The following is a 15,364-nucleotide window of genomic DNA, read 5'->3' as shown; positions in this document are numbered from 1 at the left end:
GGCACGGACTCGGGCACAGGCACGGACTCGGACTCGGACGCAGGGGACGGGCCGCCGGGGCGTGTCTCCTTCCTCGTCGCGGCGACCGGATGAGGAAGGCGGCGAGGTGGGGTGCGGCCTGGAACCGTTCCGCGGCCCCGCGCAGCGGCCGTCCGTCATCGACGACACAACGGGCCGGCCGCGAAGGGCCGGTCCCGGTCGCGGGGGCATGACGAGCCGGGCAACACGCCTCAGGCGACGCGCGCGGCGCGTGCGGGGCGGGCCGGGCGGGTCAGGGCGGCGGCGGCCACGGCGACGGCCGCGAGGGTGAGCAGCACCGCCCGGCCCCCGGAGGCCGTACCGGCCAGGTGGACGCCGAGTACCGGTAGCGCGGTGCCGAGCGCGGTGCCGAGGCTGCGCGCCATGTTGACCATCCCGCCGCCGACCGCCGAGCACTGGGCGGGGACGGCCCGCATCACCAGCGCGTTGTTGGCCGGCAGCAGCAGGCCCAGCCCGTAGCCGGCGAGCAGCAGCGGGACGGCCGCGCCCACGGCGGTGGTCGGCAGCAGGCCGAACAGCAGCAGACCGGCACCGGCGAGCAGCGCGCCCGCGCGGCAGCGGCTGACGTCCGACCAGGTGCGCGGCAGCAGGGCGCCGCCCACCGTCGCCGCGACGGCGAACGCGGCGGGCAGCAGGGTGATCACCAGGCCCGCCCGGGACACCGGCACGCCCGCGCCGGTGAGCAGTACCGGGCCGAGCACCAGCGGGCAGAACAGCAGCAGGTAGCCGATCAGCGAGACCACCAGCCCGGACCGCACCCCCGGGGTGTTGACCAGGCCGGGGGCGAGGATCGGCCGGGAGGCCCGCCGTTCCTGCCGGACCAGTGCGAGGGCCAGGACGGCGGCGGTGAGCAGCAGCGCGGCGGCGGCCCAGCCGGGCAGCGGCAGGCCGGAGGCGGTGGAGAGGGCGAGCAGCAGGGCGGTGGTGGAGCCGGTGAGCAGCAGCAGGCCGAGCAGGTCGAAGCGGCCGTCCTCGGCCCGCGCGGACCGCTTCGGACGGGGCCGGCCGACGCGGGGCCGGTCGGCGGCCGGTCCGTCGGCAAGGGGTCGGCCGGCAACGGGTCGGCCCGCGCAGGGGCCGGCGGCGCGGGAGCGGGACACCGTCCCGGGGTCCGGGGTTGCCCCGCTCCCGGTGCCCGTGCTCCGCGTGCGGGGCAGCAGGAACCAGCCCGCGAGGATGCCGAGCACGCCGATCGGCACGTTGATCCAGAACACCCACCGCCAGGAGGCGTGTTCGACCAGCAGCCCGCCGAGGCTGGGGCCGAGGGCCAGGCCGAGGCCCTGGGCGGCGGCCTGGATGCCGAGGGCGCGCCGCATCGCGTGTTCCGGGACCCCGCGCGCCACCAGGGCGACGCTGTTGGCCTGCATCATGGCGCCGCCGACGGCCTGGACGCCCCGGAAGGCGACCAGCTCGCCGAGGCTGCCGGCGAGTCCGGCGCCGAGCGAGGCCAGGGCGAAGACGGCGAAGCCGCCGAGGTACATGGTCTTGCGGCCGACCAGGTCGGAGAGCCACCCGATCGGGGCGAGCAGGGCGACCAGGACCAGGAGGTAGGCGAGGGCGACCCATTCGACGGCCGCGAAGTCCGCGTGGAAGTGCCGGCCGAGGGCCGGGAAGACGAGGGCGGTGACGCTGGCGGTGAGCTGTCCGAGGAAGGCGCCGAGGCAGACGGTGCCGACGGCCAGCCAGTGGGCGTGGCGCCAACCGGCTATGCCCCGGGGCCGGGGCCGCTCGGTGAGCAGCCGCGCGGCGAGGGCGGTGGCGTTCATGCCACGAATATATCGGACGCAGACATGTTCCCTGAGCGAGCCGATCGCCCTGCGACAGACAGCGGGGCGACGCACCGGACGACCCACCGGACGACGCCCGGGAGGGCGCCCCGGAGGACGCCCCGCGCGCCACCCCCGGCGCCGGCGCCCGACGTCGGACAGCGCTGCCGGACCCCCTCGTACCAGGGGATACGCTGTCCGCCATGCCGTCGTCACCACACGTTCCCGACCCCGCCACCGAACCTCCCGGAACGGCGGTCGAACACGCCCGGCGGCTCACCGACACCGTCACCCGGCTGCGCCGCGCCCTGCGCAGCAGCATCCGCACCGACTACCCGTGGGAGTCCCTGCCGATGGCGCAGGTCGAACTCCTCCAGACCCTGTCCGCCGCACCCCTGCGGGTCGGCGAACTCGCCGCCCGGCAGCGGCTCGCCCCCAACACCGTCAGCGGGCTGGTCGGCAAGCTCCTCGACGCCGGGTTCGTCGACCGCCAGGCCGACCCCGGCGACCGCCGCACCGCCCGGATCGCCCTCACCCCGGCCGGGCGGCGCCAGCTCGACGACTGGCAGCGCGCCCACGAGCGCCGCATCGCCGCCGCCCTCGACGTCCTCGCCCCGGCCGACCGCGAAGCCGTCGTGCACGCCCTGCCCGCCCTCGAACAGCTCGCGCTCGCCCTGGCCGACCCGGGCGCCGCCACCGACCAGGGCTGAACCGGGTCGGCCCCCGCGGGGGCCGGGCGGGGCCGGACGCCGGGCGGGTCCGGACCGGGCGGTCCGGACCGGGCGGTCCGGACCGGGCGGGTCCGGGCCGCGAAAACCGCTGGTCGGAACGGTCCGCGGCGCACTACGGTGCCCGGCATGACCACGGCACAGGTCCTCATCGAACCCTGGACGGACACCGACCTGGCGCTGCTGCGCCGCGTCAACACCCCCGAGATGAAGCGGCACGTCGGCGGCCCGGAGACCGAGGAGCAGCTCCTCGTCCGGCACCGGCGCTACCTGGACTTCGTCCCGTCCGGCCTCGGCTGCATGTACCGGATCGTGCTGCTCCCCGAGGGCGAGGCCGTCGGCACCGTCGGCTACGGCACCCGGACCTGGCGGGGCGAGACCGTCCACGAGATGGGGTGGAACGTGCTGCCCGGGCACCAGGGCCGGGGCATCGCCGTCGCCGCCGCCCGCGCCGCCGTCGCGGCCGCCCGCCGCGAGGGCGCCCACCGCCACCTGCACGCCTTCCCCTCGGTGGACAACCCCGCCTCCAACGCGGTCTGCGCGAAGGCCGGGTTCACGCTGCTCGGCGAGACGGACTTCGAGTTCCCGCCCGGGCGGTTCATGCGCAGCCACGACTGGCGGGTGGACCTCCGGAGTCCGGAGGACTGAGCGGCCGGACGGCGGGAAGCCGACGGCCGGACGGCGACGGCGGGAAGCGTCGGCCCGGCAGGAGCGGGACACCCGCAGCCGGGCGGGCCGCGTCAGAACAGCGTGCCGCTCTCCAACTCCAGCAGCCAGCGCTTGCGGTCCACACCGGCGGCGAAGCCGGTCAGCGAGCCGTCGGCCCCCATGACCCGGTGACAGGGCCGGACGATGAGCAGCGGGTTGGCGCCCACCGCCCCGCCGACCGCCCGGACCGCCCGCGGCGACTCCCCGGCCAGGTCGGCGAGCCGGCCGTAGGTGACGGTCTCGCCGTAGGGGATCTCGTCCAGGGCCGCCCAGATCCGCCGCCGGAACTCGGTGCCCACCGGGGCGAGCGGGAGGTCGAAGCCGGTGCGCTCGCCCGCGAAGTAGGCGGTCAGCTGGGCGACCGGCTCGGCCAGCGCCTCCGGGTCGAGGACCCAGTCGTCGGCGGGCTCGGCCAGTGCGTACTTCTGGCCGGGTGCGGTGACGGTGGCCAGCGCGGCCGGCCCGCCGTCCTCGGGCAGGACGCCGCTCAGCAGCAGCCGGCCGAGCGGGCTCTCCATGGTGGTGTAGACGGTGGTGCTCATGCCTGTGCGTTCTCCGTTCCGGTACTGGTGGTGCTCGCGGGCCCGGCCCACAGCCGGTGGACGGCGTAGGAGCGCCAGGGCGCCCAGGCCTCGGCCGCGCGGGCGGCGTTCTTCGGGTCGCCGGGGGCGCCGAGCCGGACGAGTCCGTGCCTGACGCCCGCGTCGCCCGGGAGGAAGACGTCCGGGTCGGCGAGGGCCCGCATCCTCAGGTAGCCGACGGTCCACGGGCCGATGCCGGGCAGGGCCAGCAGGCTCGCCGCGGACTCCTCCCGGTCCACTCCGCCGTCGAGCCGGACCACGCCCTCGGCCAGGGCGGCGCAGAGGCCGGTGAGCGCCCGGCGGCGGGCGGCGGGCATCGCGAAGTCCTCCGGGTCAGCGGTGGCCAGGACCGCTGCGGTCGGGAAGAGCAGGTTCAGCCCACCGCTGGGTTCGGGCAGCGCGGCGCCGTACTTCCGGGCCAGCCGGCCGGCCAGCGTACGGGCGGCGCCGACGGTGACCTGCTGGCCGAGGACCGCGCGGACGGCGAGCTCGTGCGGGTCCACGTGGCCGGGCGAGCGAAGACCGGGGCGGGCGCGGACCAACGGGCCGAGCACCGGGTCGGCGCCCAGCTGCTCGTCGACCGCGTCCGGATCGGCGTCGAGGTCGAACAGGCCGCGCAGGCGCTGGACGGCGGTCGGCAGGTCGCGCAGGTCGGCGAGCAGCAGGCGGCAGTCCAGCCAGCCGCGGGTGCGCGGCTCGCCCGGCGCGAGGCCGTCGACCTCGGCGATGCCGTGACCGTACGGGAGGGCCAGGGTGCGGCGGTAGGTCCGGACGCCGGGGCGCTGCCCGGGGACGACCTCCTCGACGCCGGGGACGGCGCGCAGGGCCAGGAAGTCGATCAGGTGGTCGCTGTCGAGCGCGCCGCGGTAGGCCAGCCGGAGGGTGAGGCCACCGGCCGGGGCCGCCGTGCGGCGGCCGGCCGCGACCTCGGCCCGCAGGCCGCTCGGGGTGCGGTCGTAGACCTCGCGGACGGTGTCGTTGAACTGCCGGACGGAGGCGAAGCCGGCCGCGAACGCCACGTCGGTGACCGGCAGTTCGGTGGTCTGGAGCAGCAGGCGGGCGGTCTGGGCGCGCCGGGCGCGGGCCAGCGCGATCGGGCCGGCGCCGAGTTCGGCGGTCAGCTGGCGCTGGAGCTGCCGGGAGCTGTAGCCGAGGCGGCCGGCCAGGCCCGCCACGCCCTCGCGGTCCACCACGCCGTCGCCGATCAGGCGCATCGCGCGGCCGACCAGGTCGGCGCGGTGGTTCCACTCCGGCGATCCCGGCACGGAGTCGGGCCGGCAGCGCCGGCAGGCGCGGAAGCCCGCGCCCTGGGCGGCCGCGGCGCTGGGGTAGAAGACGCAGTTGACTCGCTTGGGGGTCACGGCGGGGCAGCTCGGTCGGCAGTAGATGCCGGTCGAGGTGACGGCCGTGAAGAAGACGCCGTCGAAACGGGCGTCGCGGCTGTCCACTGCGCGGTACCGGATGTCGTCGTCGATCACGCTGTCCAGTCTGCGGCACCGGGGAGGGGGTGACTGGCGGGAATCGGACATCGCCATGGGGGCCTCCCCTCCCCCCCTCCCCCACCCCGCCCACCACCCACCGCCCACCACCCAGGACCCGCGGCCCACCCAGCCCGGACCAGCTCACCCAGCCCGGACCACCCCGGCTCTCTGGGTCGCCGGGTGGCCCTCGGCCGCCGCCCGATAATCCCGGGCCCGGAGCAACCACGGCGGATACGCTCGCCCGAATGAGCGATCTGAGCACGCAGCCCTACACCGGCCCGGACGACCCCAGGATCGTCGCCATGCGCCCGGCCGAGTTCGCCTTTCCCGGTCCGCTGCGGGACGCCCTGGTCACGGCCGTCCTCAGCGGCGCGAAGACGAGCACCACCGGTCTGCTGACCGAGTACGAGGTCGCGGACGAGCCCCTCCCCCTGGTCGGGGAGCTGACCGCGGTGCTCGACTCGGCCGACCGCCGGATCGCCGTGATCGAGACCGCGCACGTCCGGATCGTCCCGCTCTCCGAGGTCGACCTGCAGCACGCCCTCGACGAGGGCGAGGGGTACGACACGGTGGCCGCCTGGCGCTCGGCGCACGAGCGCTTCTGGCACGGCCCCGAGCTGCGCGGCGCCCTCGGTGACCCGGGCTTCACCGTGGACGACACCACCTCGGTCGTCCTGGAACGCTTCCGCCTGCTGGCCGACCTCCGCTGAGCCGAGTGGCCCGCGCGGAGGCCGGTCACGGCCGGCGCGGGCCTGGTCAGCGCTTCACCGGACCTCCCGAGGCGCGCATCGACTTGGTGATCGTCTTCCACTTCTTGAGCCGCGCCGAGGCCAGCCGGGCGTCCGAGCGGGAGGCGATCCACTCGTTCTCGCGCTGGAGCTTGAGGTAGCTGTCCATCCGGCGCTGCGGCAGCGTGCCGTCGGCCAGAGCGGCCTGCACCGCGCAGCCGGGCTCGGTGTGGTGCCCGCAGTCGTGGAACCGGCAGTCCTCGGCCAGTTCGGCGATGTCGCCGAAGGCCATCTCCACGCCCTCGCCACCGTAGAGGCCGACCTCGCGCAGCCCGGGGGTGTCTATCAGCACGCCCCCGCCGGCCAGCGGGAACAGCTCACGGGTGGTCGTGGTGTGGCGGCCCTTCTGGTCGCCCTCGCGGGCTTCCTGGACGGCCATCACGGCGGTGCCCGCGAGGGTGTTGGTGAGCGTGGACTTGCCCACGCCGGACTGGCCGATCAGCGCTGTGGTGCCGGGGATGCAGGCGCGCAGCACGTCCATGCCCTCACCCGTCTCGGCGCTGACCACGAGCACCGTCACGCCGGGCGCGATCGCCTCGACGTCGGCCCGGATGAACTCGGCGTCGTGCACCAGGTCGGCCTTGGTGAGGACGACCAGTGGCTCGGCGCCGGACTCCCAGGCCAGGGCGAGGAAGCGCTCGATCCTGCCGAGGTCGGGGTCGGCCGCCAGCGAGGCGGTGATCAGGACGGAGTCGACGTTGGCGGCCAGCACCTGGCCGTCGGAGCGCTTGCCCGCCACCTTGCGGATGATCGCGGTGGAGCGCGGCAGCAGCGCGGTGACGGCGGCCATCGGCCGGGCGTGGAGGTCCACGGCGGCCCAGTCGCCGGTGCACGGGCAGTTGATCATGTCGGCGTCGCCCACCGGCCGGGTGTCGAGCCGGACGGTGCGCGGCTCGCCGGTGTCCGGGTCGGCGAGCACGGCGTCGCACTGGCCGCGGTCGACCCGGACGATCCGGGCCGGGAGCAGCCCGGCCTCGACGTACGGGGCGAACTGCTCGGCGAGGTCGGACGTCCAGCCGTACCCGGCCAGCGGCGCGTCACCGGAGGACGGCGACGAAGAAGAGGAAGAGGAAAGAGGGAACGACGAAGTGGAGGCAGCGTTGAACAACGCAGTGTGTCCTTCGGGAGGAGATGGTCCCGGCGGGCTGCGGCTGGCGCGGAGAGGTCAGCTGGCGGCCGGGGTGAGGAGGTGAACGCGCGTGCTGCCCAGGGCAGCTATCGGGGCAACGACAACCACGGGGGCCACCTCCTGCTCTCTACTCCTCGGGCGGCCTCTCGGCGCCCGAACCGGACGTGCCAAACGCTAGCGGAGCGGCGCGCTCCCGCCAACGGGTTTTTGACCTGCACGAATGCGGGGGCGAGGGCGGGATGAACCCCACGAGGGGCAAACTTTGGCCCTGCCTTCGCCCCGCCTTCGCCCCGCCTTCGCCCCGCCTGCGCCCCGCCAGCGCCCCACCAGCGCCACGCCTTCGCCCCGCCGAGCCCCGCCCGCCGGACCCCGGCGTCCCGCCCGGCCCTACCCGCCGTACCGGTGCTTGAGGTTCGGGTCGTCCAGCCACCAGGGCCGCATCCCGGCCTCCTCCTCGGCCGGCCGCCCCTCCTCCAGCGCCTCCGCCGCGGCCGCCTCGAAGCGGGCGTCCAGCTCGGCGTCCACCGCCTCGGTCTCCTCCCGCCCCTGCACCACCATCCGCCGCACCAGGGCGGCGAGGAACGGCAGCCCGACCAGGTCGCCCAGCACCCACAGCGCGTTGCCGCCCCAGGTCTGGTCCTGCGCGAGGCTCGGCCCCCACGGCCGCCCGAGCGCCACGTAGTAGTGCTCGGCGACCAGGTGCCCGCCGTAGATCAGCACCAGCCCGAGCGCCGCGTCGAAGATCACCTCGGCGAAGGTGATGAACAGCCCGACCAGGTGCGGGTACTCGTGCCCGACCGGGTCGATCTGCAGCCGCGGCCAGAAGTACGCCAGGCCGAGCAGCACCAGGGCCAGGTGCAGCAGCACGTTCCCCGCCGCGCTGGACACCGACTCCTCGTACCAGGGCGTGCAGTACAGCAGCCACGGCGGCGCCATCAGCAGCGCGGTGGAGACGGCCGGGAACATCAGCACCTTGGACGGCCGGCTGCGCAGCGCCCGCAGGACGCGCTCGCGCCGGGCCGGCGGCGCGGCCGCGACCAGCAGCGAGACCGGCGCGCCGAGCGCGAGCAGCAGCGGCACGACCATGAGCAGCAGCACGACCTGCACGGCCCGGTCGGTGAACAGCACGCGTTCGTAGACGCCGAGCCCGGAGCAGGTGCACCAGATCCAGAGCAGCAGCCCGCCGAGGAAGGCGGCGGTGCGGGAGGGCTGCCAGCGGGGGCCCCCGGCGCGGCGGACGGAGCGCACCGCGGACAGGTACCAGCCGGCGAGCAGCACGGAGAGGCCGAGCACCAGTGGTTCGGCCGTCCACGAGGTGGCGAGGTCGGACCACTGCCAGGGGGGCGGGCCGCTGTAGGCGAGTTCCCGCACCGCGCCGTCCATCCGTCCACCTCGTTCGCCCGCTGCCGGTCCGCCGCCGCACCGGCGTCCCGGGTCGCGGCCCCCGCTCCGGAGGTCGCGCGGGCCCGGCGCCGTGCCCGGCCATGATGGCCCCCCGGCCGGCCCCGCCCGCGCCCGGGCCCCACCTCTATACCTGCACCAGGACAAGGCTTTACCCGGCCCCGGACAAAGCCTTGCCCGGGCAAAGTTCTGGTCTGGTCACCCGCCTCCGCGCAACCGCCGGGGCGCCCGTCCCGTCTGGCAGGATGCACCGTCGGCGGTAGCGGCCACGGGGTCATGACAAGGGGACGACAAGGGTGCTCAGCACTGCACGCAGCGAGGGCCGCCGCCTGGCGGGGCGCCACCGCAACATCGAGCTCGGTCTGCTGGCGCTCGCGGTGGCCGTCTGCCTGGCGGGCCACGTCGACGCCGATCTGGCGCTGACCGGGGCGATGCCGCACGGTCTGCTGGTGCACGCGCTGGCCCTGGGCGGGCTGGCCGGGGCTGCCCACCTGGCGGTGCGCCGGTTCGCCCCGTACGCGGATCCGCTGATCCTCCCGCTGGGCGTCTTCCTGACCGGCTTCGGCCTGATGCTGCTCGACCGGCTGGACGTCTCGTACAAGGCGGTGCACGCCGCGAAGGGCGACTACCAGAAGCTGCCGGCCGCGCCCTCGCAGCTGATGTGGGTGTTCATCTCGGTCGCGGTGGCGATCGGGCTGATCGTGCTGATCAAGCACCACCGGTTCTTCCAGCGGTACGTGTACCTGCTGATGACCGGCGCGCTGATCCTGCTGGCGGCGCCGGCCTTCTTCCCCGGCCGGGCGGAGGACTTCGGCGCGAAGCGCTGGATCCGCCTGTTCGGGCTCTCCTTCGAGCCGGACGAGTTCGTGAAGGTCGCGATCACGATCTTCTTCGCCGGCTACCTGATGGCCTCCCGGGACGCACTGGCGCTGGCCGGCCGGAAGGTCTGGGGGCTGACCCTGCCGCGCGGACGGCACGCCGGCCCGGTGCTGGCGATCTGGGTGGTCAGCCTGCTGGTGCTGGTCTTCGAGCGCGACCTCGGCACCTCGCTGATCTTCTTCGGCGTCTTCGTCGTGATGCTGTACGTGGCGACCGAGCGGACCAGCTGGGTGGTGCTCGGCGTCCTGATGGCCGTCGGCGGCGCGGCGGTGGTCGGCACCGTGGAGCCGCACGTGCACGGGCGCGTCGAGGCCTGGCTGCACCCGCTGGACATCTACAAGGAGCACCACGACCCGGCGATCATCTCCGACCAGCCCGCGGAGGCGCTGTTCAGCCTCGGCACCGGACACCTGACGGGGACGGGCCTGGGTTCGGGACGCCCCTGGCTGATCGGGTTCGCCGGGCGCAGCGACTTCGTCTTCACCACGATCGGCGAGGAGCTGGGCCTGGCCGGGGTGACGGCCGTGCTGCTGGTCTACCTGCTGCTGGTCCAGCGCGGGCTGCGCACGGCGGTCGGGCTGACCGACCCCTTCGGCAAGCTGCTCGCGGCCGGGCTGTCGACGGCGCTGGCGCTGCAGGTGTTCGTGGTGGTCGGCGGGGTGAGCGGGCTGGTCCCGCTGACGGGCAAGGCGCTGCCGTTCCTGGCGGCGGGCGGCTCGTCGCTGCTGGCGAACTGGCTGATCGTGGCCCTGCTGATCAAGCTGAGCGACTCGGCCGGGCGCACGGCGCTGGAGCCGGCCCAGCCGGGCCCGGAGCCGCTCCCGGTCCAGGCCGGCCGTCCCGACCGGTCGGCGGCCCCGGGCGGACCGGCGACGGGCACCCCGCCGGTGGGGACCCCGACACCCGGCACCCCGACGCCCGGCACCCCGACCTACGGGACGCCGACGCCCGCGGACCCGGCCGGCTCGCACGCCCCTGCCGAGGCGTCCCCGTTCGGCCACCCCCCGGCCCCGCACGGGCCGCACGGCCCGCACGCCCCGAACCTCCCGTTCCCGCCGAACCCCGCCACCGCCTGACCCCCGTCCCTCCCGCGCAACCCCGGGAGGGGCCCGGGCCGGCACCGGACGACGACAGGGCCTCCCCGCACCCGCGGGAGAGGCCCTGCCGCACGTCCCGGCCTACGAACCAGCCCCACGGACCAGCCCGACGGGCCGGGCCCTGCCGTGCTCCCGGCCCCAGCCGGACCCCGGCCCCCACCGGCCCCCGCCGCCACCCCTACTGCTGCTCCCACGGCGGCTTGGGCGGGTAGCTGGGCGCCGGCCGCTCCGGCGGCGGCCCGGCCGGCCGGTCGCTGTCCGGCGGGGGCGGCCCGGGCCGGTGGTGGGGCCCGCCGCGGGCGGTGAGCCGGCCGCGGACGTTGTCGGCGGCCAGCACGTCGGCCCAGCGTTCCGGGTACTCGGAGGGGACGTCGGCCTCGGTGTCGTCGCCCTCGTCCTCCCACTCCTCCTCGGCCCCCTCGGCGAGGCCGAGTTCGCGGGCGCGCCGGGCCCGTTCGACGGCCCGCCGGGCGGCGACCTCGCGCACGACGGCGGCGGCGGCCTCCTCGTGGGCGCGCTCGTTCTCGGCGCGGGCGTCGGCGGTCTCCAGGGTGGGCCAGCGGCGGTCTATGGCGGCGTTCATGGCGGCGCCGATGAGGACGGCCAGGGCGACCACGAAGATCCACAGCAGGACGGCCACCGGCGCGGCCAGCGAGCCGTACACCGTGGGGCCCTCGACCGAGCTGACCAGGTAGATCCGCAGCGCGACGCTGCAGACGACCAGCACCACCAGGGCGACCAGGGCGCCGGGGATGTCCTCGCGCCACGGGGTGGAGACGGGGACGGCCAGGTGGTAGAGGGTGGTCAGGGAGACGATCAGCAGCAGGATCGCGACCGGCCAGTAGGTGGCGCCGACCAGCCCCGCGACGCCCGGCACGGCGTTCTCGATCAGGCCCGGACCGGCCATCAGCAGCGGCAGCACGAGGGAGCCGATGACGAGGGCGCCGAGGTAGAGGCCGAGGGACATCAGCCGGGTCTTGACGATGCCGCGCTTGCCGTCGAGCCCGTACATGACGGTGATGGTGTCGATGAAGATGTAGAGCGCTCTGGAGCCGGACCACAGCGACAGCAGGAAGCCGATCGAGATGAGGTCGGGCCGGGTGTGGTCGAACACCTGGTTCAGCAGCGGGACGACGACCTGCGTGACGGAGGAGTCGGACAGCACCGTTCCGGAGGCCGAGACGATGTCGTGCTTGAGCCGGTCGATGGTGCCCGCGCCGAGGAACTCGTCGAGGTAGCCGAGGGTGCCGGCCAGGCCGAGCAGCAGCGGTGGGATCGACAGCAGGGTGAAGAAGGCCGCCTCCGCGGCGAGGCCGGTGACCCGGTACTCGACGCAGGTGTTGGTGGTGTCCCTGACGAGTTCCCACGCCGTGCGGCGCCAGGTGGCCTGTTTGGCCGCGCGCCGGGAGCCCTTGCCCCGGCGCCGGGACGGCCGTTCGGGGGTCGGTCTGCTCGTATCGCCTGCTGCTTGCACAGGGCTAACGGTATCGGGCCGGGCCCGCGCGGTTGATCTCCCCCGGGGTACGGTCGCACGGGAGGCCCCGGGGCCGGGAGCGGCGGGAACCTCCGTGAGTCTCACATGACGAAACCTCAGCGTCCACAATGCGGATGTTAGTGGACCGCGAGTCCCGCGCCGTGCGAATCTCTTGCCATGTCTAGCGCCGGAACCACCCTGGTAGGTCGACTCCACGTCGACCTCCTCCGCGTGTCCAGCGCCATCTGTCCGGTGATCTGAGCCCACCCCGCCGCACCACCGCACCCGGCGCCATCCACCTCGCCGTCCCCGCTGAAGCGGACGCGCAGGCGCCCGCCCGGCCACGGTCACTGCTCTCTCCGGCCCTGGGAAAACCCGCAGGTCACAGCAGCCCCGCCCCGCCGAGCACGCCCAGCGACCAACCCGGCGTCAGAGCCACCTGCCCCGAAGGACTTCACCATGGCCACCACTCCCGAGACCACCGAGCCCGCGGCCGACCGCGCGCCCGCGCGCCGCCCCGCGGCGCCGCGCAAGGTGACCCGCCACCGCGGTGAGGGCCAGTGGGGCATGGGCCACCACACCCCCCTGAACGCCAACGAGCAGTTCAAGAAGGACGACGACGGTCTCAATGTGCGGACACGCATTGAGACGATCTACGCGCACCGGGGCTTCGACTCGATCGACCCGGCGGACCTGCGCGGCCGGATGCGCTGGTGGGGCCTGTACACCCAGCGCAAGGAGGGCATCGACGGCGGCAAGACCGCGATCCTGGACCCGCACGAGCTCGACGCCGAGTACTTCATGCTCCGCGTGCGCATCGACGGCGGCCGGCTGACCGTCGCCCAGCTGAAGGCGATCGCCGAGGTCTCCGAGCAGTACGGCCGCAACACCGCCGACCTGACCGACCGCCAGAACGTGCAGTACCACTGGATCCGGATCGAGGACGTCCCGGCGATCTGGCAGAAGCTGGAGGCCGTCGGCCTCTCCACCACCGAGGCCTGCGGTGACACCCCGCGCGTCATCCTCGGCTCCCCGGTGGCCGGCATCGCCGAGGACGAGATCATCGACGGCACCCCCGCCATCGACGAGATCCAGCGCCGCTTCATCGGCAACAAGGACTTCTCCAACCTGCCGCGCAAGTTCAAGTCCGCCGTCTCCGGCTCCCCGCTGCTGGACGTGGCGCACGAGATCAACGACATCGCCTTCGTCGGCGTCGTCCACCCCGAGCACGGCCCCGGCTTCGACCTCTGGGTCGGCGGCGGCCTCTCGACCAACCCCCGCCTCGGCGTGCGACTGGGTGCCTGGGTCCCGCTGGACGAGGTCGCCGACGTCTACGGCGGCGTCATCGGCATCTTCCGCGACTACGGCTACCGCCGGCTGCGCAACCGCGCCCGGCTGAAGTTCCTGGTCGCCGACTGGGGCCAGGAGAAGTTCCGTCAGGTGCTGGAGGACGAGTACCTCGGCCGCCGCCTGGTCGACGGCCCCGCGCCCGCCGAGCCGGTCGCCCGCTGGCGCGACCACGTCGGCGTCCACAAGCAGAAGGACGGCAACTACTACATCGGCTTCGCGCCGCGCGTCGGCCGCGTCGACGGCCGGCTGCTCGGGCAGATCGCCGACCTCGCCGCCGCCCACGGCAGCGACCGGCTGCGCACCACCGCCGAGCAGAAGATGCTGATCCTCGACGTCGCCGAGGACCAGGTCGAGTCCGTGGTGGCCGGCCTGGAGGCGCTCGACCTGCGGGTCACCCCGTCGCCGTTCCGCCGCGGCACCATGGCCTGCACCGGCATCGAGTACTGCAAGCTCGCCATCGTCGAGACCAAGGAGCGCGGCCGCACGCTCATCGACGAGCTGGAGAAGCGCCTGCCCGACTTCTCCGAGCCGCTGACCATCAACATCAACGGCTGCCCGAACGCCTGCGCCCGCATCCAGGTCGCCGACATCGGCCTCAAGGGCCAGCTCGTCACCGACGATGACGGCAACCAGGTCGAGGGCTACCAGGTGCACCTGGGCGGCGCGCTGGGCCTGGAGGCCGGTTTCGGCCGCAAGGTCCGCGGCCTCAAGGTCACCAAGGAGGGCCTGCCGGACTACGTCGAGCGCGTCCTGACCCGCTACCAGGCCGACCGCGCCGAGGGCGAGCGCTTCGCCCAGTGGGCGGCCCGGGCCGGCGAGGAGCAGCTGTCGTGACCGCGCACCGGGAGAAGCGGGGTGCCCGATGAGCGAGCGTGCCGCGCCGTTCTTCTGCCCCTACTGCGGGGACGAGGACCTGCGCCCCTCCGAAGCCGGGCACGGGGCCTGGGAATGCCACGGGTGCCGCCGCGCATTCCAGTTGAAGTTCCTCGGCCTGCTGTCCGCGACCAACCACGGGGGTCCGTCCGATGACCAGCGCAACGACTGACTACGAGGCGATCGCCACCACCGCCGCACGGGAGCTGGAGGAGGCCACGGCGCAGGAGATCCTGCGCTGGGCCGCCGACACCTTCGGCAGCCGGTTCTGCGTCACCTCCTCGATGGAGGACGCGGTGGTCGCCCACCTCGCCTCCTCGGTGTTCCCCGGCGTGGACGTCGTGTTCCTGGACACCGGCTACCACTTCGCGGAGACCATCGGCACCCGTGACGCGGTGGCCGCGACCATGCCGGTCAACGTCATCACGCTCCAGCCGCTGCGCACGGTGGCCGAGCAGGACGCCGAGCACGGACCGCACCTGCACGACCGCGACCCGGACCTGTGCTGCGCGCTGCGCAAGGTCGAGCCGCTGAACCGCGGCCTCGGCGGCTACGACGCCTGGGCCACCGGCGTGCGGCGCGACGAGTCCCCGACCCGGGCGAACACCCCGGTGGTGGCCTGGGACGCCAAGCGCCGCAAGGTCAAGATCGCCCCGATCGCCCGCTGGACGCAGGAGGACGTCGACGCCTACGTCGCCGCCAACGGCGTGCTGCTCAACCCGCTGCTGTGGGAGGGCTACACGTCCATCGGCTGCTCGCCGCTGTCCTGCACCCGCAAGCCCGCGGAGGGCGAGGACGCCAGGGCCGGCCGCTGGTCCGGCTCGGGCAAGACCGAGTGCGGCATCCACCTCTGACCCACCGCCACCGCCGTTCCGGCACCGCCCCCTCCCCCTCTCCGACCCACCGCCACCTACCGACGAAGGACTCCACCGTGACCACAGTTCACACCCCGGCCGCCGCGGCCGCAGCCGCAGGGGCGGCCCGCGCGGCCGGCCCCTGCGAGCGCGGCGCCACCGTGTGGCTGACCGGGCTGCCGAGCGCGGGCAAGACCACGCTCGCCTTCGCCCTGG

The 15,364-nt window shown here is 74.7% G+C and carries 14 protein-coding genes; 8 read left to right on the top strand and 6 right to left on the bottom strand.

The genetic code is table 11. The annotated features are described in order from the left end of the window. Nucleotides 1–230 precede the first annotated feature (230 nt). Entirely contained in the window at nucleotides 231–1,805 is a 1,575-nt protein-coding gene (locus ACFYUY_RS28345; protein ID WP_387904807.1) for an MFS transporter, read from the bottom strand. Between the two features lie 203 nt (nucleotides 1,806–2,008). Here ACFYUY_RS28345 and ACFYUY_RS28340 point away from each other — a divergent pair, with 203 nt between their 5' ends. Both ACFYUY_RS28340 and ACFYUY_RS28335 read left to right on the top strand, forming a co-directional pair. Beyond that, nucleotides 2,009–2,515, top strand: a complete 507-nt coding sequence (locus tag ACFYUY_RS28340; RefSeq protein WP_360212968.1) for a MarR family transcriptional regulator — start codon at nucleotides 2,009–2,011, stop codon at nucleotides 2,513–2,515. 147 nt (nucleotides 2,516–2,662) lie between these two features. Next, nucleotides 2,663–3,181 carry a GNAT family N-acetyltransferase gene (locus ACFYUY_RS28335; protein WP_360212966.1) on the top strand — a complete coding sequence of 173 codons (519 nt, stop codon included), beginning with the start codon at nucleotides 2,663–2,665 and terminating at the stop codon, nucleotides 3,179–3,181. Nucleotides 3,182–3,273: 92 nt separating this feature from the next. On the opposite strand, the gene ACFYUY_RS28330 is transcribed toward ACFYUY_RS28335, so the two are convergent. Continuing rightward, on the bottom strand, nucleotides 3,274–3,783 hold the full coding sequence (locus ACFYUY_RS28330; RefSeq protein ID WP_387904805.1) for a methylated-DNA--[protein]-cysteine S-methyltransferase: 510 nt from the start codon (nucleotides 3,781–3,783) through the stop codon (nucleotides 3,274–3,276). Then, nucleotides 3,780–5,351 (bottom strand): AlkA N-terminal domain-containing protein, encoded by a 1,572-nt coding sequence (locus tag ACFYUY_RS28325; protein ID WP_360213100.1) that lies wholly within the window; start codon nucleotides 5,349–5,351, stop codon nucleotides 3,780–3,782. The genes ACFYUY_RS28330 and ACFYUY_RS28325 overlap by 4 nt, the downstream gene beginning before the upstream one ends. A gap of 197 nt (nucleotides 5,352–5,548) precedes the next feature. Here ACFYUY_RS28325 and ACFYUY_RS28320 point away from each other — a divergent pair, with 197 nt between their 5' ends. Beyond that, a complete protein-coding gene (locus tag ACFYUY_RS28320) occupies nucleotides 5,549–6,013 on the top strand; it encodes an ASCH domain-containing protein (protein ID WP_387904803.1) in 465 nt (154 codons plus the stop codon). A 46-nt stretch (nucleotides 6,014–6,059) separates the two neighbouring features. On the opposite strand, the gene rsgA is transcribed toward ACFYUY_RS28320, so the two are convergent. Both rsgA and ACFYUY_RS28310 read right to left on the bottom strand, forming a co-directional pair. After that, complete coding sequence (rsgA, locus tag ACFYUY_RS28315; RefSeq protein WP_387904800.1) at nucleotides 6,060–7,199, bottom strand: ribosome small subunit-dependent GTPase A; 1,140 nt, start codon at nucleotides 7,197–7,199, stop codon at nucleotides 6,060–6,062. 408 nt (nucleotides 7,200–7,607) lie between these two features. Next, nucleotides 7,608–8,603, bottom strand: a complete 996-nt coding sequence (locus tag ACFYUY_RS28310; RefSeq protein ID WP_387904798.1) for a cytochrome c oxidase assembly protein — start codon at nucleotides 8,601–8,603, stop codon at nucleotides 7,608–7,610. A 314-nt stretch (nucleotides 8,604–8,917) separates the two neighbouring features. Here ACFYUY_RS28310 and ACFYUY_RS28305 point away from each other — a divergent pair, with 314 nt between their 5' ends. Next, complete coding sequence (locus ACFYUY_RS28305) at nucleotides 8,918–10,576, top strand: FtsW/RodA/SpoVE family cell cycle protein (protein WP_387904795.1); 1,659 nt, start codon at nucleotides 8,918–8,920, stop codon at nucleotides 10,574–10,576. A 199-nt stretch (nucleotides 10,577–10,775) separates the two neighbouring features. Here ACFYUY_RS28305 and ACFYUY_RS28300 read toward each other — a convergent pair whose 3' ends face one another. After that, nucleotides 10,776–12,071 carry a YihY/virulence factor BrkB family protein gene (locus ACFYUY_RS28300; protein ID WP_360212954.1) on the bottom strand — a complete coding sequence of 432 codons (1,296 nt, stop codon included), beginning with the start codon at nucleotides 12,069–12,071 and terminating at the stop codon, nucleotides 10,776–10,778. Between the two features lie 177 nt (nucleotides 12,072–12,248). Between ACFYUY_RS28300 and ACFYUY_RS28295 the strand changes: the two genes are divergently transcribed. The 4 genes from ACFYUY_RS28295 to ACFYUY_RS28280 all read left to right on the top strand — a co-directional run bounded on the left by ACFYUY_RS28295 (nucleotide 12,249) and on the right by ACFYUY_RS28280 (nucleotide 15,148). Then, on the top strand, nucleotides 12,249–12,332 hold the full coding sequence (locus tag ACFYUY_RS28295) for a putative leader peptide (protein WP_317621159.1): 84 nt from the start codon (nucleotides 12,249–12,251) through the stop codon (nucleotides 12,330–12,332). Between the two features lie 198 nt (nucleotides 12,333–12,530). Beyond that, complete coding sequence (locus tag ACFYUY_RS28290; RefSeq protein WP_387904792.1) at nucleotides 12,531–14,255, top strand: nitrite/sulfite reductase; 1,725 nt, start codon at nucleotides 12,531–12,533, stop codon at nucleotides 14,253–14,255. Nucleotides 14,256–14,283: 28 nt separating this feature from the next. Further along, the gene (locus ACFYUY_RS28285; protein ID WP_360212950.1) at nucleotides 14,284–14,466 is read left to right on the top strand and encodes a hypothetical protein; all 183 of its coding nucleotides are present in this window, start codon (nucleotides 14,284–14,286) and stop codon (nucleotides 14,464–14,466) included. Next, on the top strand, nucleotides 14,447–15,148 hold the full coding sequence (locus tag ACFYUY_RS28280) for a phosphoadenylyl-sulfate reductase (protein ID WP_360212948.1): 702 nt from the start codon (nucleotides 14,447–14,449) through the stop codon (nucleotides 15,146–15,148). Before ACFYUY_RS28285 ends, ACFYUY_RS28280 begins: the two co-directional genes overlap by 20 nt. Nucleotides 15,149–15,364 lie beyond the last annotated feature (216 nt).

The sequence above is a fragment of the Kitasatospora sp. NPDC004745 genome (assembly GCF_042873275.1).
In the GTDB taxonomy this organism is placed as follows: Bacteria; Actinomycetota; Actinomycetes; order Streptomycetales; family Streptomycetaceae; genus Kitasatospora.
Note: the sequence above shows the minus strand (reverse complement) of the source record. Positions and strands in the feature narration are given on the sequence as shown.